18 protein-coding genes are annotated in these 23,811 nt (G+C 40.2%); 11 read left to right on the top strand and 7 right to left on the bottom strand.

The annotated features are described in order from the left end of the window. Window positions 1-26: 26 nt before the first annotated feature. The 6 genes from BCU68_RS09320 to BCU68_RS09345 all read right to left on the bottom strand — a co-directional run bounded on the left by BCU68_RS09320 (window position 27) and on the right by BCU68_RS09345 (window position 5,105). Window positions 27-1,058: a biotin/lipoyl-binding protein gene (locus tag BCU68_RS09320; RefSeq protein ID WP_102564499.1), complete on the bottom strand. Its 1,032-nt coding sequence runs from the start codon at window positions 1,056-1,058 to the stop codon at window positions 27-29. A gap of 3 nt (window positions 1,059-1,061) precedes the next feature. Continuing rightward, on the bottom strand, window positions 1,062-1,622 hold the full coding sequence (locus BCU68_RS09325; protein ID WP_241901328.1) for a magnesium transporter: 561 nt from the start codon (window positions 1,620-1,622) through the stop codon (window positions 1,062-1,064). A 254-nt stretch (window positions 1,623-1,876) separates the two neighbouring features. Further along, the gene (locus BCU68_RS09330) at window positions 1,877-2,314 is read right to left on the bottom strand and encodes a glycine zipper family protein (protein ID WP_102564500.1); all 438 of its coding nucleotides are present in this window, start codon (window positions 2,312-2,314) and stop codon (window positions 1,877-1,879) included. 58 nt (window positions 2,315-2,372) lie between these two features. Then, complete coding sequence (locus BCU68_RS09335) at window positions 2,373-3,104, bottom strand: hypothetical protein (protein ID WP_102564501.1); 732 nt, start codon at window positions 3,102-3,104, stop codon at window positions 2,373-2,375. Between the two features lie 95 nt (window positions 3,105-3,199). Then, window positions 3,200-4,039 (bottom strand): LysR family transcriptional regulator, encoded by an 840-nt coding sequence (locus tag BCU68_RS09340; RefSeq protein ID WP_102564502.1) that lies wholly within the window; start codon window positions 4,037-4,039, stop codon window positions 3,200-3,202. 166 nt (window positions 4,040-4,205) lie between these two features. Then, the gene (locus BCU68_RS09345) at window positions 4,206-5,105 is read right to left on the bottom strand and encodes a LysR family transcriptional regulator (protein WP_102564503.1); all 900 of its coding nucleotides are present in this window, start codon (window positions 5,103-5,105) and stop codon (window positions 4,206-4,208) included. Between the two features lie 123 nt (window positions 5,106-5,228). Between BCU68_RS09345 and BCU68_RS09350 the strand changes: the two genes are divergently transcribed. Continuing rightward, window positions 5,229-6,227 carry an NADP-dependent oxidoreductase gene (locus BCU68_RS09350; RefSeq protein WP_102564504.1) on the top strand — a complete coding sequence of 333 codons (999 nt, stop codon included), beginning with the start codon at window positions 5,229-5,231 and terminating at the stop codon, window positions 6,225-6,227. 94 nt (window positions 6,228-6,321) lie between these two features. Beyond that, window positions 6,322-6,708: an MAPEG family protein gene (locus BCU68_RS09355; RefSeq protein ID WP_102564505.1), complete on the top strand. Its 387-nt coding sequence runs from the start codon at window positions 6,322-6,324 to the stop codon at window positions 6,706-6,708. A gap of 121 nt (window positions 6,709-6,829) precedes the next feature. Here BCU68_RS09355 and BCU68_RS09360 read toward each other — a convergent pair whose 3' ends face one another. Further along, window positions 6,830-10,300 (bottom strand): hypothetical protein, encoded by a 3,471-nt coding sequence (locus BCU68_RS09360; protein WP_102564506.1) that lies wholly within the window; start codon window positions 10,298-10,300, stop codon window positions 6,830-6,832. A gap of 688 nt (window positions 10,301-10,988) precedes the next feature. Here BCU68_RS09360 and BCU68_RS09365 point away from each other — a divergent pair. The 9 genes from BCU68_RS09365 to BCU68_RS09405 all read left to right on the top strand — a co-directional run bounded on the left by BCU68_RS09365 (window position 10,989) and on the right by BCU68_RS09405 (window position 23,788). Then, window positions 10,989-12,272, top strand: coding sequence for a carbohydrate porin (locus tag BCU68_RS09365; RefSeq protein WP_102564507.1), 1,284 nt, complete (start codon window positions 10,989-10,991; stop codon window positions 12,270-12,272). Between the two features lie 137 nt (window positions 12,273-12,409). Further along, a complete protein-coding gene (locus tag BCU68_RS09370) occupies window positions 12,410-14,410 on the top strand; it encodes a methyl-accepting chemotaxis protein (RefSeq protein WP_102564508.1) in 2,001 nt (666 codons plus the stop codon). A gap of 221 nt (window positions 14,411-14,631) precedes the next feature. Next, a complete protein-coding gene (locus tag BCU68_RS09375; RefSeq protein WP_102564509.1) occupies window positions 14,632-15,639 on the top strand; it encodes a LacI family DNA-binding transcriptional regulator in 1,008 nt (335 codons plus the stop codon). A gap of 18 nt (window positions 15,640-15,657) precedes the next feature. Continuing rightward, entirely contained in the window at window positions 15,658-16,905 is a 1,248-nt protein-coding gene (locus BCU68_RS09380; protein WP_102564510.1) for an extracellular solute-binding protein, read from the top strand. Between the two features lie 63 nt (window positions 16,906-16,968). Further along, window positions 16,969-17,958 (top strand): sugar ABC transporter permease, encoded by a 990-nt coding sequence (locus tag BCU68_RS09385; protein ID WP_102564511.1) that lies wholly within the window; start codon window positions 16,969-16,971, stop codon window positions 17,956-17,958. A 1-nt stretch (window position 17,959) separates the two neighbouring features. Further along, window positions 17,960-18,853, top strand: coding sequence for a carbohydrate ABC transporter permease (locus BCU68_RS09390; protein WP_102564512.1), 894 nt, complete (start codon window positions 17,960-17,962; stop codon window positions 18,851-18,853). 14 nt (window positions 18,854-18,867) lie between these two features. Then, window positions 18,868-20,217, top strand: coding sequence for a GH1 family beta-glucosidase (locus tag BCU68_RS09395; RefSeq protein WP_102564513.1), 1,350 nt, complete (start codon window positions 18,868-18,870; stop codon window positions 20,215-20,217). Beyond that, a complete protein-coding gene (gene ugpC, locus BCU68_RS09400; RefSeq protein WP_102564514.1) occupies window positions 20,217-21,308 on the top strand; it encodes a sn-glycerol-3-phosphate ABC transporter ATP-binding protein UgpC in 1,092 nt (363 codons plus the stop codon). The genes BCU68_RS09395 and ugpC overlap by 1 nt, the downstream gene beginning before the upstream one ends. 65 nt (window positions 21,309-21,373) lie before the next feature. Continuing rightward, complete coding sequence (locus BCU68_RS09405) at window positions 21,374-23,788, top strand: glycosyl transferase (RefSeq protein ID WP_102564515.1); 2,415 nt, start codon at window positions 21,374-21,376, stop codon at window positions 23,786-23,788. Window positions 23,789-23,811: the final 23 nt, after the last annotated feature.

A 23,811-nucleotide genomic window follows, 5' to 3' on the forward strand; every position in this document is an offset into this window, starting at 1 on the left:
TATTAGGCAGAGGACGTAAAAATGTTTTAAAGTGCGCTAAAATAAGCTTTTAATGATTTTAATCTCACAGTCCCTCCACCAATTATATCCATAAAGCTCAACCCTGGCAGTGGCTTCTTCGCTGATATCCATGCTGAACCAGTCGCACCTAAAGGTATGTCGTATCCTTCGGGTTCATCAAACTCGATGATAACTGTACGGCCATGCGAACTAGTATTTTGACTGACATGCTGACGAACAGATTGCGTGCTACCACGTGCTGCTATTTCTGCTTCCCCAGTATTCGACGTAATACTATTTACTCTTCCTCTGAATATTTCACCTGGGTGCGAGTCGACATAAAACTCAGAAAATTGTCCTTTCTCAATATGACGGAATGTTTGATCACTCACTCGCATTTCAACAAACTTTTTACTTGTGTCATATAAAAATAAATTCCCCAATCTAGACCCTTCAGCAATATTTACAACACCAACGATCCCATCAAACGGTGCTGTAACGGTATTTCTTGTATTTAGCCACTCTAGTTGGTTTATTTTGGCTTGAGTTGCCTTCGCTTCAGCCTCTGCAGCTAGAAGCTCTGATTCACCTCTTTCGATACGAACAAGTAAATCATCTTTCTCTTTTTCAGCACTAAATTGCTCTAACTGTATTAATCTATTATGATTTTTTTTATCCAGTACAATTTGCTTTAGAATACTTTCAGTTTTGTGATGTATAGCATTTAAATTAGCAGTTAAACTATTAATCTCTTCATCGGTATCTTCCGATTCTAATGTATAAATGACATCACCTTTCTTTACACTTTGGTTATGTTTGACATAGACATCTTTAATTTGCTGGCCTGCTAATGGGCTTAAAACAGCATGTGGAGCTTTTACTGTTGAACTATCAGTTAAATCAGCAGGTGACCAAAACCTATGAGCTGTAAATAATAGGAAAGCAATAGCTGCACCAATGCTCACGCTAATTACAGCATTACGTAGTGTCCATTGAATTATCCCCATCTTGACTAATAACCATACAATGAAAATATATGGGATCATTATTTCTTTCATTATTTATTCTCCAATATTATTTTTGTTTGGTACTAACTGACGGTCAATTAACTTCTTTAATTTGTGGCTATCATTTTGGGTGGTTAGTCCATTTCTAATAATAGAGCTCAATGTATTACTAATGGAAATCCAGTTAGTGAATGCAATTATGACTGCGAGCACCCACCAACCCTTATTAATAAATAATCCACACAAAGAAAGAGAAAAAACTAAGTTAGCTTGATGACTTTTAATTTTTTCACTTCTATGAACTGCGATTTCATGCAGTTGCCACAATAGGTAAATAACGTAACTACAAACCGTTACAGTAATAACAAAAATAAGGCCCATAAAAAATTCAGAGTCAAATAATCCAATAATACTAGGTAGGCCATTACTGAAGTAAGATTCTGGGATTTCTGTGCCATTTATTGTCGATAGAAGAGAGAATAGATGGCTAAGTAATAAGAAAGAGGTCAGTATTACGATACCTTTTATACACTTCATGACCCAATACTTCACCTTATTGAGCCATCTATTTTGCTTTATAGAGGGCGCTAATTGAGACTGTTTATCTGCTTTCATTTATGATTACCAAAATGTTGATTGAATAGTCCATCGAATAGACCTCTACATAAGTAAGGTATCGGTTCCTTGTCGACATCAATAATATATGGCAATACATACGTGAAATAAATGAACTCAACTCAAGTTGTTATATAAATGAAATTGATGTATCAGTTCAATAAAGGGATGGAGCCATAGATTTATTATAAGTAGATTTGTTTCTTTTCGGGTAAGGGATTGCGTTATTTGCGGTAAGAAGTTTGAAAGACTACTTAGTTTAACGCACTATACCCTCTGTCTTGCATGCAGTTTCTCATTAAATCATTGCGCTCTTTTTGGTTTGTTGCCTCAGCCGCTTGTTGAGAGCCTTTACCTGATAGCATCCCAACAGTTGTCCCGACTGCAGCGCCTTTTTTGGCAGCACTACTACCAGAGTTCCCAGATATACTGCCAGCAATAGCACCTACAGTTGCTCCTCGTGCCCCTCGTTTAACTCCTTGTTCTATAGCGCCAGTACCTTCATTTTGACCGACATGATTCATCAGTTGAGCACACTCTTGCTGATTTTGGTTAAATTCATTAGCATCGTATCGAGTGTGGTCGAATACTAAAGTATGAGCGTTAGCATAGGTAGGAATGGCGGCGAATAAAACCACCGCGACTCCTGCGCTAATATTAATAAGTTTGTTTCGAATTGATTTTCTTTTCACTAAAGCACCCTTAATGATAAATGGGCAAGTCCGTTTGCCATTTTAAATCGAGAATAAATTAGAAGTGGTAAGACAGACCTAAGGTCACGATATGATCGTTATCAATAGCAGACATTGTTGTTGAATCTTCAGGTCCTGTAATGGTTAACTCACCTTCTTGAGTGTTAAAGTAGGTGTATTTGACATATGGGGTCCAATCATCAATTTGGGTTGAAAGTACGACTTCATGCTCATTGGTGCGATAGGATCCTTGGGTGAATAGAACTTGCCCTGCATCTGTACGAATATACCCATCAGAGCCATCACTGCTTTCATGAGTGTATTGGTAATCAAGTATCCAGTTACCTAACGTGTATTGTGCACCAGCGAGAAAAGTATTGGTGTTAATGGTCGTATCACTTAAATGCTCTAAGGTTTGGCTAGATTGGTTATAACCCACACCACCAAAGACATTAAAGCTATTGCTGACTTTGTAATCAATGGTACCTTCAATTAGCATTTCTTCACCTGTTTCCCACTTGCCTAACTCACCGTACAAATTAAAAGTCCATGCATCACTAACATGAAAGTTATGACCATAACCTGCAGCTAGCCAACCTTGATCATCGAAACCAATATAAACTTGACCATTTTCAGAGGCATTAAGGTATGCACCTGCTTCAGTTGAATAGATCCCTGCGTCTGCAGCATTAGAAGCTACATTTTGCTCGATATAGACTTGTGCTGAATTCGCTGAAGCTGCGCTGCTAAGAAGTGAAAGTGATAAAGGTAGTAAGTAGATGTTTTTCATAAGTATCTCCAGTAAGTAACTCTTGTAGTTGCTGGAGATTATGAACTTAAAATTAGTTTATATTAATAAGCTCAAATAGAGTTTAAATATAAATTTCATTTATGCTTAATTAGAGTTTTCTTGATCAGTTCACGTACTTTAAGGTGCTGTTCATCCTTAGCATAACGTCGATGGTACAGCATTCTAAATTTTATAGGGTGAAGTGGAAGTGGTATTGAATGAATTTTCAAGTCTAATTGTGGTGCGAGCTTTTCCGCTAAGGAACGAGTTGAAGAGGCGATGTAGTTAGTACTACTTGCTAGCATTAACATACTGGCAATAGAACTTGTTTCTATCTTTATTTTACGTGGTGGTAGGTCTGCATCAGATAGGAACTCAACGGTGTTCATATCTGCTCTTTTTATTTTCAGTGCAATATGTTCTTCTTGAAAATAAGCTTCTTGTGTTAGTTGCTCTTTAATTCTTGGGTGCTCGATTCGTGTGAGGCAAACGGCTTCATCGGTAAATAGAACCTCTTCGATTAAAGTGTGTTTTTTGCTCGAGATTACATCAATAACAATATCAACTTTTTGAGAAATTAACGCATCGAAAAGTTCATTCTCCTGTAGTGGGGCCTCACTAAAATTTACGTTATCAATATCACTAATCAAGTGAAGTAAACTTTCGGTGCAGTAGATATTAAGGTTATTGGTTTGCTGCTCAAGTGTAGTAATAACATTTAATGGGTCTTCTATCTTATTAGCCAGTGAAACAGCTGCTCCGGTAGGGGCGATACCACGACCTTCGCGAACAAATAATGTTTTTCCAACCACCGTCTCTAGCCGCTTAATTGCAGCGCTAACCGCAGGCTGAGTTAAATCGAGTTGCTCTGATGCCGCAGTAATCGAACTATGCTTGTATACCGCTAAAAAAGTAGTAAGAAGATTAAGATCCAAGTTATATTCTCTTGCTTATTAGTGTGATGAACAACCAGTAGTTATTAACTTACACTATTCAGCGTAAATAAGTGAATTTATTTTATTTTGATTTAGTACAGTTTTCATTTTAAGTAAGCTGGTCTAAATTTATTATATTATAGTAGCGTAACTTAACAGCTTCAAATTACCCTTTGATTCGTGCTGTAATAAAGTCCACGGCAGCTTTCACTTTTGGGGTCGCATAGCTAAGCTTCTGATATAGCATATAAACCGCCATATTCTGCCCTTGAGTTACCGCAAGCGGCTCTGGAAAGTCGAGTTCAACTAACTCTCCACGCGTAAAGTAGGGTTGTAGCACCCAGCGAGGCATCAAAATTATCCCTTCACCATTGATGGCTTTGTTGGTTAGCCATGGTCCATTATTGGTTGTTAATACACTCGGCGCTGACACATTTTGCCACTGACCATCAATCTCACTTAACCATGGTGTCGGACCAAAAGGCGTCTTGAAATAGAGCCCTCTATGCTGCTTTAGTTCGCGAGTGCTGAGAGGAGTGCCTGCACTTTCTAAATATTTAGGTGCTGCTGCAGCAATAAAATGATTATCCATCAGGTGAATGGCAATGATTCGCTCATCAGGTGCAAACCCGCCACGAATAGCAATATCCACATCATCTCGATCTAATTTAGACAACTCATCACTAAAGACAATATCCAATAACACTTCAGGGTAGTAGGTTGAAAACTCATCAAGAATAGGCATGAGAATTTGCTCACCGAAACCAACCATCGTACTAATTTTTAATGTTCCGGTCGGGGTGGTTTGATAATTACGCACAGCTTGATTCGATTGCTCTAGCTGAGAAAGGATAGCGTTCACTTGCTGTAAATACTGTTTACCGACCTCAGTTACAATCACCGTTCTTGTTGTTCGTGTGAGTAACTGAGCACCCAAACTGGCTTCTAAATCTGCAATACGGCGAGATATCGAAGATGCAGGGACATTAAAATGTTTTGCTGCAGCAGTAAAGTTGCCAGCTTCCGCCGTTGCTACAAAGTACTTCAGCGCTTTTAATTGATCCATAATATGCTCATCATTGCTTTTTAGACAATAGAGATTAGCATTTTATCGCCTATATACAATGTAATTAATAGGTAATAATCAATACATCTCCAGAAGCGATGAATCCTAAATAAGGAAATAAACATGAGCCATTACACTGAAATCTTATTAGCCCAACGTCCTGATAATAACCCAATTGGTCCACATCTATTTGAAGTAGTTGAAAAACCGATTCCTAGCGCAGGTCCAGGGCAGGTATTGATTAAACAAACTCATATGTCATTGGATCCTGCCATGCTTGGTTGGATGAGCCCTGATACGAATAGTTATATACCGCCAGTTGATTTAGGTTCGGTAATGCGTTCAAGCGGTTATGGTGAAGTCGTTGAATCTAATCATCCAGATTTTTCAGTGGGTGATAAAGTGCTAGGAATGATGGGTTGGACCGAGTATCTGCTCTCTACCGGGCGCGGTTTAAATAAAATTGAACCAACGATTGGTGCAGAAATGGCATTGTCAGTTTTTGCGCTGCCGGGTTTAACGGCTACGCAAGGTCTATTTAATGTAGGTCATCCTAAAAAAGGAGAAACTCTTGTCGTGACTGGCGCTGCTGGGTCTGTTGGTTCGATAGTGGGTCAGTTAGCTAAAGCAGAAGGCTTGTGTGTGATTGGTGTTGTAGGTAGTGATGAAAAAGCTGACTGGATTGTTAACACTCTTGGTTTTGACGGGGCGATTAACTATAAATCAGACAACTTAGAGCAGCAGTTAATTGAGTTAACTCCGAATGGCGTTGATCTGTTTTTTGAAAATACGGGTGGTCCAATTCAGCATGCTATCTTTAATCGCATGAATACTTTTGGTCGTATTGTCGTATGTGGAATGATTGCAGATTACACGGCAGAAACTCCAGCACCAGGTCCAAACTGGATTAACTTGATTAAAAAACGTATTACCGTTCAAGGCTTTGCTATGCCAGATCATTTAGGTGATGCTCCAGCACTACTTAGTAAATTAACGCCATATGTTATGCAGGGTAAGGTTCACTATCGTAGCCATATTTTAGAAGGACTAGAGAGTTCAATGGATGGGTTGAATCTTCTTTTAACGGGCGCAAACCAAGGTAAGTTAATAGTTAAGCTGTAGTTTTGATACATACATCATATTATAAAACTTAATTTACTCGCTTTGAATAAGGTTATCTACACTGAAGATAACCTTATCTTTTATGGATACCTTTATGATCACAGCACTGTACGCCTCTCTCTTAGCCTTATTAATGTTGTGGCTCTCTATTCAAGTGATTAAACAGCGTCGATTAGCAAAAGTCGCTTATGCAGATGGAGGGGTTGATGCGCTGCAAATTGCCAGAAGTGCACATGGTAATGCCGTTGATTACATCCCCATTACACTGATCCTTATGGCTTTACTAGAGTATAACAGTGCCAATATTTGGCTGATCCACCTTGTTGGTTTAAGCTTTCTGGCTGCGCGTATTATTCACGCTATCGGCATTTTAAAAGGTCGCTTTAACTTCCGAGTACAAGGCATGATATTAACCTTTGTTAGTATGGCGGTGGTTATTATTCTCAATCTGGTTTATCTACCATTTGAACGGCTATTTTAAATGAACGGCTATTTTAAAGTCGTCACCCTAAAACTCCACGGTTGATGAGTGAAAAAATGTGATAAAAAAGGATTGGCGTAATACCAATCCTTTTTCGTTATATTTCGTTTACTTTGATCAGTTAGTGCTTAACTTGAAGTAGATTCATGCTGGTAAGAGAGACGGTGACTTTCTCGATAAGCCCAGTACGTGAGTATAAGTAGTGAGCTTGTTGTGCTGGAATAGTCAGTTCATCGAATGTGATGATGTTACCTTTTTTCATATGCAGTTGGATTTGCGCTGGTGCATCCTCGCATAACTGATAAACAAAAGGCACTTGGCAGTAAGTGAAAGCCAATTCATTTTGTGCAATGGTTAAGCTGCACACTTTATTTTGAATATCTTGGTATTTGAATTGGCTTGAAGTCGTTAAAAATTCAGCGCGATGTAAGAGTGTCGGCTTGATATTAATTGCGCCCATTTCCACTTCCAATCCCAACTCACCAAAGCGTGTAATAACTTCCTCTTTGACCTGTCCTGTCATCCCAGGTTGTTGTGCGCCGGCATGTTTCGGGGTATGAGAGTAAGGATCGGTCGGGAAGGCTCCATACTCTAATGGGGTTTTATTAAATCCAATACCTTCACGCACGCGATAGTAATAGTTCGCTAACTGTTTCGTTTCATTACTATTGGCATCTTGTTGCCAAGCCATCTGATAGTTTTCTTGTACGGCGAGTAATAGCTTTGAGACCATATGCCAATAAATACAACCGAGACCTTCGTAGCCAAACATGGTACCTGAACGACCAGTAAATGATTTATGATCAAAGGTTTGTTCGTATAAGTCTGCGATTTGTTGCCATTGTTCGTGATCAACTTGCGGATAATCGATTTTAACTTGCTCGATCGCTGCCATTAAATAGCCATTATTCTCAAATTGGGCATTGAAGTGATAATGATTATGGCTGTCTTGATTGATGATTCGCGTGTCATTTTCCGCTAACATTTTTTGCAAGATATCATGCTGTTGGAATAGCGGCGCTGGAATGCTGTTTTTATCGATAAAGTGTTTTAGTTTTCGTTCAGGGTAGAGCATGAAGCTTTTTTGATCATCTCGATACATCTCACTAGAGAATAATTTATCTAATAAATTGACAGCTTGAGATGGTGTTAAATAACCAGAACTTAATACAGCAACTTGCCCTTCAAGCATTGGATAAAGCGCCTCAACCGTAACAGAGTTATCAGTATAAGATAAAATATTATAAGCATTAAAAAGCCCATCTTCTCGATAGTTTCTTTCAATACTGACATCAATAATAGCGAGACTCGCAGAGAGTAGTTTTTCTATCTCATTGGTTTGTATTTCAATCTTTCCTGAAAATCCATTGTTTTGATAGATGGTACGACGATACTTTTCAGCAGCAACTTCCAGTGAAGACAGTGTTGTTTTACGTGCTTGACCTGTCATTGTCTGATGTGCGAGATCTTGCGAACAACGGATTAAGATATCGCTTACCGATAACATCCATTCACTAACTTCATTCGAAAGTATAAATGTTGATGGTGCGTTTTTGATAAGTTGAGTCAGAAAGGCTAAGTAGCGACGAATATAGTATAGCGTTACCATGGATAAACCATTACCAACAATCGCATTATTGGCATCGTTCCATTCTGGGCGTTGTGTATTAAGCCAAATACCCCCATCAATAACGAAATTACTGAGTTTGGCGAGTAGAGGAACTAAGATTTTTTCCATCAAGTTGACCATATAAACTTGATCGTTAGCATCTAAAACTAATCGTCCATCACTACCTATCTTCGCCACCTTACCTTCAATCACTGCTTGTAATTGATGATTGAAAGTCACCGTATCTTTTGGGTTTTCAAAGAGTTTATCAACACTGCATAGTTTATAAGGCACATTGGCATAGCTGAAAATATCCTTTTCTAATAAAGCCATAAGGTCATTGTGTTGGTATTTGTCAGCCAGCTCTAAAAATTTAAGTAAATAGATGATTTGATGATCGCCCCAGTAGCCAATATTACTCCACGGATCATCGGCTTCCAGTAACTCCCAATCAATCCCTTCTTTGGTAATCCGATACGGGTTATAGCCATCCATGGTTGAAGCATTAACAAATTTAGCTAAGAAAGAAGGAATAAATTCAGGGTAGCTTAAAGCGATGGCTTCCCAGTTTTGGAAAATATCTCGCCAGTTCCCTTGGTACGACAACAGTCGATCACCATTGTCACCCTTCAATTTGATTTCATAATGGTTCCAAGGTCGACTCGGATCTCCATGACGACGACCAAAAGTGAGCGGCAAGTACTCGTAACATAATCGAATGAGTTGCTTATTGTTGGTTAAGGCGACAACTTCTATTAACTGCGAATGCGTGAAGGTTTCTGGCAGATCAGCAAATAATTCAGCATATTCCTTAAAGATCACTTTATTGGTATTAAGTAGTGTTTTAAGGACATCGTTTTTATCAAGCTGATAGTTATTTTCTACCACGCCACCACGCATGTTATTAAACAATACGTTTGCATAGTGGTGAACGCTGGTGGATTCTTCCGCCGTTAATTGCCATGCATCGGCTCCAGACATTAACGACATGAGATCTTGCTGATTATTATCAATGCTTTGCTGTACTAGTGTCTTTAAATTGCCAGAGCTTAGATCATTGCAGTCAGCAAGAACGTCTTTAAGTTTACTGATTGCGTTATGATCTTTATCGATATCAGCAATGATTGTCCAATCTTGACTAGAGTGAGCGGCAAGCGTCAGGGATTTTTTAATAAAGTAGCTTCCACGTACCCCTTTTGTCACCGACTCACGACAGGTCGTATGCCCTTTGCGAAATGCTGATAACTGTTGGCTGCTTAATAAAATGTCATGGTTTTTATCACTCTCTAAGCTAAACACAGTGGTAGCCAAAAGTGATTCAGCTGGCTCAGCGCGATCACTTAATTTAGCGTACATGGTATAGAGAGCAAGCGATGAGTCTGCAACTTGTTCATTCCATTTATAAGCATCAACAAGTGCACTGCGTGTTTGTAATGCACTTAAAGGAGCGCCAGAAGGAAGGATATTTTGTATGCCATCAATTAGGTCAAAATCAACAGCGTCAGCGGATAAATTGGTAACTTGGGCATGACGGATAAAGCCAAACTCTTCACTGGTGTTCCAGCTGTATTCAAATTTAAGCTGTAAGGAGTGATTGAGCTCTTCAAACATAAGCTTGTCGCCAATGGTATTTTTATAGATGTTTCTCTGAATAGAGTAGAGCCCATCATGGTGGTGATTGAAAGGTTCCCATAATGCAGAACCTAACTCTTTATGCACACGAATAATGGTCTTTGAACCTGTGTTGTCAGCACTCTCGTGGATATGATCAACCGATTTATAAGGAAAAAGGGCATTTTCAGGGCGGATTCTTCCCGCAGACAAACTTCCTGTTGAAGAAATAAATAGCCAGTGATCACTAGCAGACACCACGCTGATAAAAAATGGATTCATTTGGTCTACGTTAGAAATCTTGTAATAACGTTCACCATTCAAATCAACAAACGTACCTTCTACATCTTGGTTAAGCGGTTTTAAAGTCATAAATATTATCTCATCTATTGTTGAAAGCGCTTTCGTGATTATGTCTAAAAAAAGTGTCACTTTAATAGGCATGGGTTAAACGAATAAATATAAAAATATCAATTTATATTAAGTGTTTTAAAGGAAGGCACTGTATTTATTCCTTATATTATGTCGCTTGGTACTGCAATCAAGCCTAATGTAAGGAATTAAATAACAGCTCACAAAGAAAATTATTCCATGAAATAACGCTATTTTTATTTCATGGCTCACTAGTTAATTAGTTAAGTAAAAGGCAGTAGATATATTTCTTAGTTTCTAGTTAGTTCACTTTCTTTATATAAATAGTGACAGTCATCACTATTATCGCTAGCTTTTCGTTCTTTATATTTCGTTACATTTATGAAAGTTTTCATAATTGTGAAATATTACATAAATGATATGGATAATTATCAATTATGACAGGGGATTTACGTGACTGAACCTGATAAATATCATGAAATGAAATTGTCAATGAGTGAATGGTGGGTGACTTTTTTGATATTAAGTTGCTGTTTTTAAATGGATAAAATGTCGTCACGTATTTTTATCATGTTTCATGAGTATGGCTTCTAGTGCTACGTGTGAGCCAAAACGTAATTTTCATAGGTTTCATTGCTTAATATATTTACAACAACAAAAAACATAAGAACACCAATAGGGAAATAAAATGAAAAAATTTAAATGCTTACCAATGACTCTTGCGATTGCTGCTTCACTAGGATCGGTATCTGCTTTTGCTGCTGATGCTGATATGGCAGCGTTAGAACAACGAATTCAAGAATTAGAAGCGAAAACGGCAGTGCTTAATTACACCGATGATCAACAGCAAGCGGTACTAACACCAGAAACGCCAGTACCTGACGGTGTTATTTTCTCTGGCTACGCACGTTATGGTGCTCATTATGCTTCTGGTGATAACCGTTATGTTGAAGTCGGTACAACGGGACGTTCGGTTGGTCGTTTAGGTAATGAAGCTAACGGTGGAGAAATTCAGTTCGGCAAAATTTTTCAAGCAGACAATGGGGCAAAATGGAATTTAGCGTTCATGGTGGATGACTGGAATAATGATCAGTGGGGTTCATCTGGCGGCGTAAACGTGAAAAAAATGTACGCAGGTGTAACCAATGTGTTTGAAAGCCAACCAGACCTATACATCTGGGGTGGTCGTGACTTTCACCAGCGTCCACAACAAGGTCTGAATGATTACTTCTGGATGTCTCATGATGGTCAAGGTGCCGGTTTTAATAACTTAAATCTTGGTGGAGTTCAACTGGACATGGGGTTTGTTGGTGCGGTTGATTCTGAAGATGGCGCGCTTGGTAATGATAGCGGTCGATACGCAGTCACGGCAAAACTGCATGGCATCAATGCTGGTATTGGTAATTTAGATTTTTATGCTAACTATGGTTTTGCGTCTGATGAAGCGGATGCAGAGGTTGTCGATAATACAGCATGGTTAGTCGGTGCAAAGCTAGGCTTAGGATCTTCAAATAATCTTGTTCTAAAATACGGTGATGATGCTGATAGCTCAGTGTTTGAGCTTAGAGATGATTACCAAACATTCTATGCCAGTATTGAGGGTGGTTATGCAGCGAGCGATCAGTTCATTATTGATTACTTAATTTCTTACAAAGATAACTCATCAGATGCTACAGATTTTACTGATAATAGTGAATATGCCGTTATCGTACGCCCACAATACCAATGGGATGATGTGCATTCTACTTGGTTAGAAGCTGGCTACGGTATGGTCGATTTTGATGATGATAGTGAAGAAAATGCTTGGAAAGTAACGCTATCACAAAATGTTTCACTAGGTGGCTTACCGTGGAGTCGCCCAATGGTTCGCTTCTACGCAACGGTTGGTGATAAAGAAGTGAAAGGTGCAGGTAAAAAAGCGGAAACGTTTGATACCGCTTCATTTGGTGCAATGTTTGAAGCGTGGTGGTAATCACCTCGTTTAGTTAATTAGCTGGCCATATATTGGCTCTCAAAGGCAGATTGTGAGAGCCACTTTAAAGATATAGTTTTAACTCCATTGTTGGGCACGTAATTAGTGCCCATTTTTTAAATATTATTGGTGCATTTATGAGTTTAACATCTCTTGTTTCTCGCGTGTATTTAGGTTTCTCTTTACTAATACTGACCATAATAAGCGCGTCATGGTTCTCTATTTATACCAATCAAGAAATTAACGCTCGCATTAATATAATAACTCAGCAATCCACACCATTAATGATTAAATCGGCAGAGCTTAATATCGCTTTGTTGAATATTAATAGAAGTCTCACCCCTTATTTTTCTGCAATATATGTTGATGAATTAGATGCGTACCAAAGTGATATAAACGCAGCTATCAGTGTATATCAGCAACAATTAGATTGGTTTGTTTCTGCTAATTATCAAGCAGAAAGAAATGGTTTAGTTTCCAATACTTCCGCTTCAAGTAACAAGATAGTGACAAAAATCGAGGAACTTTATTCACAAAATTACCAATACCTCGATACCAAAGATTTTAGCCAATATTCACAATCACAATTTCAGCTATTGGCTGGGCAATTAAATGAAAATCTTATTACCGCCTTATCAAGATCGTCAACGACAGCAGAGCAACAGGTTATTGAAGCCGTACTTGCACAAATGAGCTTATTACTTGCCGAAGCCAATGAAGCTTTTGCATTACAAGACATGATGGAATTACGCAGTATCACCCGCCGCTTTGAGAGTCGTCGTGAACGCCTAGATGCTGCTATTACGACATTTAAACTACAAGTTCCAACCACGTACTCTCGTGTTGAAAATTTAATGACGCGTTTACTTAATGAAATATATGAAGACAACGGGGCTGTCGCACTTCATCTGAACACGCAGGAGCAAGCTGAAACCTTGGTGCTTTCTAGAGCGGAGTTTGAAACTTACATCGATCAAACTTTATTAACCATTGATGCTTTGGCCGATAACGCAGTGGCAATGTCTGAACAGTTAGCTTTAGAATCCACACAGCAAGCGGAACATGCACGTATTGGGGTGATTACTATTGCTTTATTATCTGTTTTATTTGCCACCTTAGTTGGTATGCACATCGCTAGAATGATCCGAACACCAAGTCAACTACTTGAAAATGCACTAGAAAAGGTTGCTAATAAAGATTTATCGTCATGCGTTAATTACAAAATAAATAATGAATTTGGTCGTGTTGCTAAGAAAGTTAATTTAGTGATAGATCATCTTTCCTACATGCTTAAAGAGTTGATTCAGTCATCGACCGCGCTCAATAAAGCCTCTTTAGATAACCAATCCATTAGTGAAGCCTTAAGCTCTGATATCGATCAGCAGACGGCTCAAACCATTCAGGTTGCAGCCGCAATGGAGCAGATCGAATTATCAATCACAGAGATAGCCACATCGACCAATGAGACATTAAGTATCGTCACTCAAGCGGTAGAAAGTTCTAATTCTGGTCAAGTGAGTATGAACGATAATATTGAACTCGTTGAACAGCTATCTGAAAAGCTGTCATTTTCAACGAAAACCATCCATCAACTTGAGCAAGAAAGTAGCAGTATAGAATCGATTCTAGATGTTATCGCTGGAATTTCAGATCAAACCAACTTATTAGCGCTAAATGCCGCCATTGAAGCTGCACGAGCCGGTGAGCAAGGGCGAGGGTTCTCAGTGGTAGCCGATGAAGTTCGCGTTCTAGCAGCAAAAACCAATGCATCAACACAAGAAATTCAACACAAGATTAATCAACTTCAACACAGCTCAAACCTTGCAGTTGTCCAGGTCAATGAATGCGTTAATTTCATGAAAGATTGCATTGTGCAGTCAGGGCATGTGAACGATTCATTAGCTTCTGTACATGACTTGTTAGGTCAAGTGGAAAGTCGCACGCACCAAATAGCCTCTGCAACGACAGAACAACAGTCAGTATCTCAAGAGGTTACAGCCAATATTAGCGGCTTACATACGCTTGCGGTGCGTAATACCGAACGGGCAAAAGAGTTGGCTAGCCATAGTCAAAGCTTAGAGGTCATGGCAGAGCACCAAGCAAAATTAAGTGGTCAGTTTCAGTTAGTCAAAGCGTAGTTTCGAATAGAAAACAGGCATTTCATGAAACTGATATGAAATTGTTTCATGGTGTAGATGAGAAATTGTAGCTAAGCGCAATATTTAGTGATTTATCATTTTTAGTTATTTTTCGGTGTGACGATTATCACGCAAAGCAGTCGGTAAATATTGAATAATACCTATATGAAAGCGATTTCAAAAATTGATTATGGGTTGGCAATAAATTATTGAGGTTTTGTGTGGCGACAATAAAGGATGTATCAGAAAGCGCAGGTGTTTCCCAAGCGACAGTATCAAGAGTGATTAATGGTACGACCCGAGTGAGCCACGACAAAAAAATTAAAGTGGAAAAAGCGATAAAAGATTTAGGTTATCGCCCGAACTCAATTGCACAGGCATTGGCATCTAGTCGCACTGGCAGCATTGGTATTATTGTTCCAGAACTTGGTGGTCCTTTTTACTCTGGAATTTTGCATTGTATTGAAGAGCAGCTACGTCGCTTTGGTTATCACGTTGTTGTTACTGCTGGGGCGAATACAGAGCAAGCACAAAAAGAATCGGTTGAGTTTTTACTAGGTCGTCGTGTCGATGCACTGATATTACATGCTCAGCAGTTAACCGATGATTATTTAATTGGTTTAGAAGATTCAGGAATGCCTGTGGTTTTGGTTAACCGCTTTATTCCTGAAATGATCACGAGCTGTATTGAAATCGATAATGAATTAGGTGGCAGGTTAGCCGCGCAGTATCTGCTTCAGATGGGGCATACCAAGATAGCTTGCATTACCGGACCACTTGATAAATCAGATGCTCGTGGACGATTACAAGGTTACAGAAAAGCATTAGAAGAAGCAGGGATTGACTACGATGAATCTCTGATTTCAGAAGCGGGCTTTACCGAAGAAAGCGGAGTCAGTGCGATGAAGAAGCTCTTACGCAGACAGTGTCAGTTTACCGCTGTTTTTGCTTCTAATGATCATATGGCATTTGGCGCCTTTGAGGTATTAAAAGACGCAGGCTACTCCGTACCTGAAGATGTCTCTCTGATTGGTTTTGATGACATTATTTTTGCTCGTTATTTAACACCAGGGCTGACAACGATTAATTTTCCAATAGAACAAATGAGTATAGAAGCAGTACAGCTCACGATACAAAAACTTAATAAGAATAAACGCGATGTGAATTTCAAACTAACCCCTTCACTTATTGTGAGAAATTCAGTTAAGAACCTACACCATACCCTATAAAAATTTTAAGGACAAAAAATGAAATTTAAGACTTTAGCGTTAACTAGCGCTGTTGCTTTAGGACTCGCAACCACGGCACAAGCAGCCAATAACTCTGAGATTCGTTTCGATGGTTTCCCTGACTTTGATAGTAGTTTAAAGGTATTGCTACCAGATTTCGAAAAAGAGACAGGTATAAAAGTGGATTACCTGATGAATAACCATGGTGATCACCATACTAAGTTGACAACTAACCTAGCAACAGGCTCAGGTGCTGGTGACGTTATTGTTGTTGATGTGGAAAAAATTGGTCCTTTCGTTGCTTCTGGTGGTCTGGTCAATTTATCTGAAAAATATGGTGCAGATAAATACGCAGAGAAATTTGCACCTTATGCATGGGCTCAAGGTAAAGGCGCTGATGGTGGTGTTTATGGTATGCCTGTCGATCTAGGTCCTGGTGTTATGTATTACCGTACTGATGTATTTGAAAAAGCGGGTGTTGATCTTGATGAAGCAATCAAAGATTGGGACTCTTACATCAAAGCTGGTGAAGCGCTGAAAAAACAGAACGTACAACTTATTGCTTCCGCCGCTGATGTCGCGCAAGCCATTATTTTCACAACGGTACCTGAAGGTGAAGGTCTTTACTTTGATGCCGATGGCAATTCAGTCGTGACATCTGAGCGTTTTGTGCATGCATTCACGGTAGCAAAAGAGATTCGTGATAAAGGCTTAGATGCTCGTATTACCGCTTGGTCAAACGAATGGTATGAAGGTTTCCGCACCGGTTCATTTGCAACTCAACTTTCTGGTGCTTGGCTACTTGGTCACCTAAATAACTGGATTGCTCCTGAGACAAAAGGCAAATGGCGAGTATCAAACTTACCTGATGGTATTTACGGAAGCTGGGGTGGTTCTTTCCTTTCAATCCCAACGCAGTCTGATAACCCAGATGAAGCTTGGAAGCTAATTGAATACATGACAACCGATCGTGAAGTGCAACTTAAGCACTTTGAAACCATCGCAGCATTCCCTGCCAATATCGACACTTACAACGATGATCTTTTCCAAGAGGAAGTTGAATTCCTTGGTGGTCAAAAAGCACGTTTAGTCTTTGCTGAAGTAGCGAAAAATATTAAACCAGTCTCTCCAGCACGAGGCGATCATGTTGCTCGCTCTATTGTGTTAGAAAACGCGTTAATGGAAGTACTTGATGAAGGTAAAGACATTAAAACAGCACTGGCTGAAGCAGAGCGCCTAATTAAGCGCCGTACACGTAATTATTAATAATAAGCTGTAATTTATTTGGGTAGGGGGGGCGAGTCTCCCCCTAGTTAAGAGGTCGTTACTATGAGTCAAGCATCAAGTGAAGTAATGCAGGCAACTTATGGGCAGCGTTTTTTTTCTTTCATTAATTTGAAAGCGCTTACACCGTATAGTTTCTTGTTACCATTTTTGGTTATTTTTTCAGTTTTTGGGATTTTCCCTTTATTGTTTTCAGTTTATCTATCCTTTCACGAGTGGAACCCTGTAGAGGGGATGGGTGCAATGAAATTTGTAGGTTTTGATAACTACTCGATTGCATTAACGGACCCATGGTTGTGGCGTTCACTTAAAAATACATTGTGGCTAGCGGTGACATCAGGTGTTGCACAGCACTTAGTGGCGATTCCTGTTGCGTATATTTTGGTATCAATGGGTGATCGTTTCCGTCATTGGTTAACGTCTGCATATTTCTTACCATTTATTACTTCAACCGTTGCGGCATCGTTAATCTTCTTCAACATGTATTCACCAGGCTCGGGAATCATTAACCAAACCTTGATAGCACTAGCAGATAGCTCTTTATTTGGTTGGGCATTCTCTTGGGTTAATGACTACCAACCAATACGTTGGTTAGATGATGCGACATTAATTAAGCCTTCTATCGCAATCATGATTTTCTGGAAGTACACCGGTTTTAATATCGTACTTTACACCACAGGTTTAATGACGATACCGAAAGATATTCTTGAAGCTGCTCGTATGGATGGTGCTAACGCTTTCCGTCGATTCTGGAATATTTCATTGCCAATGATTCGTCCATTTATCTTCTTTGCTATCACAATGACGATTATTGGTAACTTGCAGTTGTTTGAAGAACCATTTGTCTTAACGCGTGGCAGTGGCGGTACAGGTCAAGCTGGTCTTACGATTTCAATGTACCTATATAAAGTCGGTTGGGAGTGGTTAGAGATGGGCACTGCATCAGCAATCTCATGGTTATTATTTGCACTTATCGCCAGCTGTACATTAATTCAATTCTTATTCTTTGGTAAGAAAGGGCTAGGGGAACAATAAGATGTCGACAACAACGAATACAAATACCTCGCCATTGAGTGCCTTAGTGCCAAGCGATCGTATGATACATATTTTGACTAAAATCGCGATGGTGATGTTGGGCATATTGCTTATCATTTCAGCCATTATTACCGTCTTTCCATTTATTTGGTCAGCACTGCTTTCAACCCGTGATCGTTCAGAAATTTTTGGTACCGGCATTAGCTTTGCGATTGGCGATAGTTTAATGATCAACTACGCAAAGCTGCTTGAAATCATGCCGTTTTGGAAAGCAATGTTTAACTCTATTTACGTTGCATTCCTAGGCACCACGATTTCACTGCTGTTTTGTAGTATGGGTGGTTATGCTTTTGCGGTCTTTAAGTTTAGAGGCAAAAACGTTCTGTTTGGTATGTTAGTTGGTTCGATGGCTATTCCACCAGTACTGAGTCTAATTCCATACTTCATGATCGTTAAGTTCTTAGGTCTACTGGATAATCATATTGCGGTTTGGCTTCCATTCACGACGACGCCATTTGGTATCTTCTTGATGCGCCAACATGTTATTGCTTCTATTCCTAAAGAGTTATTGGAAGCGGCAAAACTTGATGGTGCTGGTGAGTTTAGAACTTACTGGAGTGTTGTGTTACCTCTGATGAAACCAGCGCTAGCGACACTGGCAATTGTACAGTTCGTTTTCTTCTGGAATATGTTCATGCAGCCGTTAGTGGTACTGAATAACCCTGATAATTATGTCATTACTCAAGCATTGCGTAGTGTTCAAGGGATCCCGAATACGCCTTGGGGTGCAGTAATGCTAGGTACGACAATTTCAATCCTTCCACTTGTTATTACTTATCTATTTGCCTCAAAGCAGATGATCAGTGGCTTAACATCTGGTGCAGTAAAAGGTTAGGTTAGAGGCATTATATGAATAAATACCAATTACCAACCGGTTCAAAGTTACTAGAGAAAGACTTTGTGTTTGGTGTTGCTACCTCTTCCTATCAAATTGAAGGTGGAGTCGAAGAAGGCGGTCGCACGCCTTCTATCTGGGATACATTTTGTAAAGTCCCAGGTGCGGTTCAAAATGGTGATCATGGTGATGTCGCTTGTGACCATTACCACCTATGGAAACAAGATATAGAAATGATCCAAGGGTTAGGTGTTGATGCTTACCGCTTGTCGATTGCTTGGCCACGCATCATGCCAGAAGACGGTGTTGTTAATCGTGAAGGACTAAAGTTTTATGAGCAAATTATTGATGAATGTCATGCTCGAGGAATGAAAGTTTACGTCACGTTATATCACTGGGACTTACCTCAATACTTGGAAAACAAAGGTGGTTGGTTAAATCGTGAAACCGCTTACAAGTTCGCCAATTATGCTGAGGTTGTTAGCGCTTACTTTGGTGACAAAATTGACGTTTATACCACGTTAAATGAACCTTTTGTTTCCGCTTTTCTAGGTTATCGTTGGGGGGAGCATGCTCCGGGTATTCGTGGTGAGAAAGAGGGCTTCTTAGCTGCGCACCACCTAATGCTTGGACATGGTCTGGCAATGCCAATATTGCGCAATAATGCACCGAAAGCTAAGCATGGTGTGGTCTTTAATGCCTCCCCTGCTTATGCACTGACTGAGCAAGATCAAGGTGCGGCGGATTACTGTGATGCTGAGAATTACCAGTGGTTTATTGACCCAGTATTAAAAGGTCAGTACCCACAACTGGTCCTTGATCGCCAGCAAGCGAATTTACCGATGATTTTAGTGGATGACTTAGCGATCATAAGTGCTCCAGTCGACTATATAGGCATTAATTACTACTCACGTAATGTCGCTCGTTATAACGAACAAGGTGATATTGAGGCAGTTAAACAAACGCAAGCGGAACATACCCATATTGGTTGGGAGATTTATCCGCAAGGTTTAACCGATCTATTGATTCGTTTGAATCAGCGTTACGAAAATTTACCACCGATTTACATTACTGAAAATGGTTCAGCTGGCAACGATCAATGTATAGATGGTCAAGTCATGGATGAACAGCGTGTTCGCTATTTTCAAGGACACTTAAACGCATTACATAATGCCATTGAAGCCGGCGTCAGAGTTGATGGCTATTTTGCCTGGAGCTTAATGGATAATTTTGAATGGGCGTATGGCTACGAACAGCGTTTTGGCATTGTACATGTCGATTACCACACCCAAAAACGAACGTTAAAACAGAGTGCAATTGCTTATCAAAATATGCTGCAAGCGCGTGCTGAGGAGAATAAATAATGGCTAAAGTAGAATTTAAAAACATCAAGAAATCATTCGGTGATGTAGAGGTAGTAAAAGAGTTTGATTTTACCGTTGAAGATGGTGAGTTTGTCGTATTCCTTGGCCCATCGGGTTGTGGTAAATCGACCACATTGCGCATGCTAGCTGGTCTTGAAAGCATCACTTCTGGTGATATCTACGTTGGTGGCAAATTGATGAACAAGATTGATGCCAAAGATCGTGATCTAGCCATGGTGTTCCAAAGCTACGCACTATATCCACATATGACGGTATACGAAAACATCGCCTTCGCTCTAAAGCTTAAAGGTATGCCAAAAGCCGAAATTGATGTTGAAGTATTAAAAGCGGCAAAAATGCTAGAGCTCGATCCACTACTTGATCGTAAACCTAAAGAGTTATCTGGTGGTCAACGTCAACGTGTTGCGATGGGGCGTGCAATGGTCCGCACACCGAAAGTTTTCTTATTTGATGAACCACTATCAAACCTTGATGCTAAGTTACGTGGCGTGATGCGCGAAGAGATCAAACAACTTCACCGCGAACTTAAAACCACCACCATTTATGTAACGCACGATCAAATTGAAGCGATGACACTTGCTGACCGTATCGTTATTTTGAAAGATGGCTATGTGGCTCAAGTCGGCTCACCAACGGATGTATTCCAACGTCCAGCGAATAAGTTCGTGGCTCAGTTTATTGGTAACCCATCAATGAATATGCTTGAAGCAAAATTAATTGATAAAGAAGGTGAATTCTTTGTTGAGCTAGGTGATGTGCATATTCCACTCCCTGAGCGCTTTAAAGCACATGCATCGAAAAACGTAGCATTACACTTTGGTGTTCGTCCAACCGATATCCACCTTCGTGCTCAGCATGTCGATCACGACCGAGTTTTAGCATTCCCTGTGAACATTAAAGATAAAGAACTGCTCGGCGCGAGTATTTTGCTAAAAACAGAAATTGGTGGTCAACCGCTTATGGTTGAAACTCAAGCAACAGAAGTGGAAGAAGACACCCTAACTTTGTATCTCGATCTGGATGCTTTCCACCTATTTGATGCGCTAAGCGAGAACTCTCTAGCAAGCTAACTCAGCCTTTACTCTATTAATTTTTATTCAGCTCCTTCCGTATATGGGAGGGGCTAGGGATAGTGATGATGAAATTTGGATATTTTGACGATAATAATAAAGAATACGTAGCAACGACACCATGTACGCCGATCAAATGGTGTAACTATGTTGGTACGCTTGACTTTGGCGGCATTGTAGATAGCAATGGTGGTGTGCTTTTGTGCAAAGGTGATCCGGCTCTAAACCGTATTACTAAATACATAGCACAGTTACCAAACTCTGACTTTAAAGGTTCGACTCTATATTTAAAGGTGCGTGATGAAGCAGGCAATGTTGAGGTGTTTTCGCCTTTCTTTACGCCAACGCTCAAGCCATTAGATAAGTTCGAAAATCACACAGGGCTTTCTTATACCACTATACTTGCTGAAGCTTATGGTGTTCGTTGTGAAGCGACCTTCTTTGTGCCAAAAGCAGATAAAGTGCTGCTACAAGATGTCAAAATCACTAATATCTCAGACAAAAAACTGCACATTGATGTGGTTCCTGTGTATGAATTTACTCACTTTGATGCCTTAAAGCAGCTACTAAATGCGGACTGGGTGCCTCAAACCATGACTTTAAAAGCGCATCAGCAAGAGTCCGGTCATACGGTACTTGAGCAATATGCCTTTATGAAGCGTGATTATGCGGTGAACTTGATGACAGCCGATCGCCCAGCCACCTCATTTGATGGCGATCGTCAGTCGTTTTTAGGTAATTTAGGCTACGGCAGTTGGGCAGCACCAGAAGCACTTAACAATGACGAGCTTGGAAATACGGAATGTTTACGTGGCGATAATATTGGTGCGTTGAACTTACGTCTTGGTTGGGTTGAGCCCGAGCAAACAGAACGTACGATCATTCAACTGACCCAAGACGATAATCTAGCATCTGCAGAACCTATGATGGCGAAATATCGCGATCACAGCATTGTTGATAGCGCATTTGCTGAGTTATCTGAGCGCTGGGATAGCTATTTAGACGCTGTTCAAGTTGAAACGCCAGATCCTGCCATGAACTCAATGTTGAATATTCATAACCCTCGCCAATGTCACACCACGAAAAACTGGTCACGTTACTTGTCATTATATCAGTTAGGTTATGGCGCTCGTGGTATCGGTTTCCGTGACTCTTCGCAGGATACATTGGGCGTTATTACTCACATGCCTGAAGAAGCACGTGAGTTCATCGAGCGCTTACTTTCCGTTCAAAATACTGATGGTTCAGCCATGCACCAGTTCTTCCCATCAACGATGGAAGCTAATGCTGGTGACTCGCGTGAAGAAGAAGACCGCCCTGATTACTATGGTGACGATCACCTGTGGATCATTTATGCCGTTACCCAATACGTAAAAGAAACCGGTAATGCCGAGTTTTTGAATAAAGCGATCCCTTTCTATCAAAAAGATAAAAATGGTAACCCTATTGAGTATGCCAGCGTGTGGGAGCACTTGTGTCGTTCAATCGCTTTTACTTATAACAATACTGGTACACATGGGCTGCCGTTACTGGGTTTTGCCGATTGGAATGACACGGTAAACCTGCCAACAGGCGCGGAATCCATGATGGTTGCAAGCATGTACGGTAAAGCGTTACTGGATATGCTTGATTTATGTGAGTTACGTGGTGATGTTGCTCTGTCTACTCAGTTTAAATCTCAGTACGAACAGATGCAAAGTACCGTGAACGAGTGCGGTTGGGATGGTGAATGGTTTGTGCGCTATTTTGATGAGAAAGGCACACCAATTGGTTCTCATACTAATGAGCAGGGACAAATTTACACGAACGGTCAAAGTTGGCCGGTAATCTCTGGTTTTGCTACTCAAGAGCGAGCCACGCAAGCATTAGACTCTGTCTACAACAAATTAAATACGGCTAATGGTATTAAGCTATCGACGCCAGGTTACAACGGTTTCGATCCAAACTTAGGTGGCGTTTCGACTTACCCACCAGGAGCGAAAGAAAATGGGGGTATTTTCCTTCACTCTAACCCTTGGGTCATGATCGCAGAGGCGAAAATGGGCAATGGTGAACGTGCATACGAATACTATCGTCAAATTAACCCAGCGTCTAAAAACGATGATATCGATACGTTTGAATCAGAGCCTTATTGCTACCCGCAAAACATCTTAGGTGATGAGCATAAACAATTTGGTTTGGGTCGCAATGCATGGCTATCAGGCACATCATCTTGGACGTATGTTGCAGGTACACAATGGATTTTAGGTGTACGCCCTGAAATTGATGGCTTGCTTGTCGACCCTTGTATCCCAAGTGACTGGCCTGAGTTTAAAGTACGTCGTCAGTTCCGCGGTGCAACCTATCATATCCATGTAACTAACCCTGATAACGTCTCTAAAGGTGTCGTGAAAATGACCGTTGATGGTGAAGTGATTGAGGGCAATAAAGCGCCAGTATTCACTTCAGGTGAACACACTATTGCTGTTGTTCTTGGCTAAAAGAAATGCATAAGAGGCGCTTG

The organism is Vibrio sp. 10N.286.49.B3 (assembly GCF_002873395.1).
In the GTDB taxonomy this organism is placed as follows: domain Bacteria; phylum Pseudomonadota; class Gammaproteobacteria; order Enterobacterales; family Vibrionaceae; genus Vibrio.

Coding starts and splice junctions, on each gene's coding strand:
- BCU68_RS09320 (WP_102564499.1), bottom strand. CDS start 1,058: ATGAAAGAAATAATGATCCCATATATTTTCATTGTATGGTTATTAGTC.
- BCU68_RS09325 (WP_241901328.1), bottom strand. CDS start 1,622: ATGAAAGCAGATAAACAGTCTCAATTAGCGCCCTCTATAAAGCAAAAT.
- BCU68_RS09335 (WP_102564501.1), bottom strand. CDS start 3,104: ATGAAAAACATCTACTTACTACCTTTATCACTTTCACTTCTTAGCAGC.
- BCU68_RS09345 (WP_102564503.1), bottom strand. CDS start 5,105: ATGGATCAATTAAAAGCGCTGAAGTACTTTGTAGCAACGGCGGAAGCT.
- BCU68_RS09350 (WP_102564504.1), top strand. CDS start 5,229: ATGAGCCATTACACTGAAATCTTATTAGCCCAACGTCCTGATAATAAC.
- BCU68_RS09355 (WP_102564505.1), top strand. CDS start 6,322: ATGATCACAGCACTGTACGCCTCTCTCTTAGCCTTATTAATGTTGTGG.
- BCU68_RS09360 (WP_102564506.1), bottom strand. CDS start 10,300: ATGACTTTAAAACCGCTTAACCAAGATGTAGAAGGTACGTTTGTTGAT.
- BCU68_RS09365 (WP_102564507.1), top strand. CDS start 10,989: ATGAAAAAATTTAAATGCTTACCAATGACTCTTGCGATTGCTGCTTCA.
- BCU68_RS09370 (WP_102564508.1), top strand. CDS start 12,410: ATGAGTTTAACATCTCTTGTTTCTCGCGTGTATTTAGGTTTCTCTTTA.
- BCU68_RS09380 (WP_102564510.1), top strand. CDS start 15,658: ATGAAATTTAAGACTTTAGCGTTAACTAGCGCTGTTGCTTTAGGACTC.
- BCU68_RS09385 (WP_102564511.1), top strand. CDS start 16,969: ATGAGTCAAGCATCAAGTGAAGTAATGCAGGCAACTTATGGGCAGCGT.
- BCU68_RS09390 (WP_102564512.1), top strand. CDS start 17,960: ATGTCGACAACAACGAATACAAATACCTCGCCATTGAGTGCCTTAGTG.
- BCU68_RS09395 (WP_102564513.1), top strand. CDS start 18,868: ATGAATAAATACCAATTACCAACCGGTTCAAAGTTACTAGAGAAAGAC.
- ugpC (WP_102564514.1), top strand. CDS start 20,217: ATGGCTAAAGTAGAATTTAAAAACATCAAGAAATCATTCGGTGATGTA.
- BCU68_RS09405 (WP_102564515.1), top strand. CDS start 21,374: ATGATGAAATTTGGATATTTTGACGATAATAATAAAGAATACGTAGCA.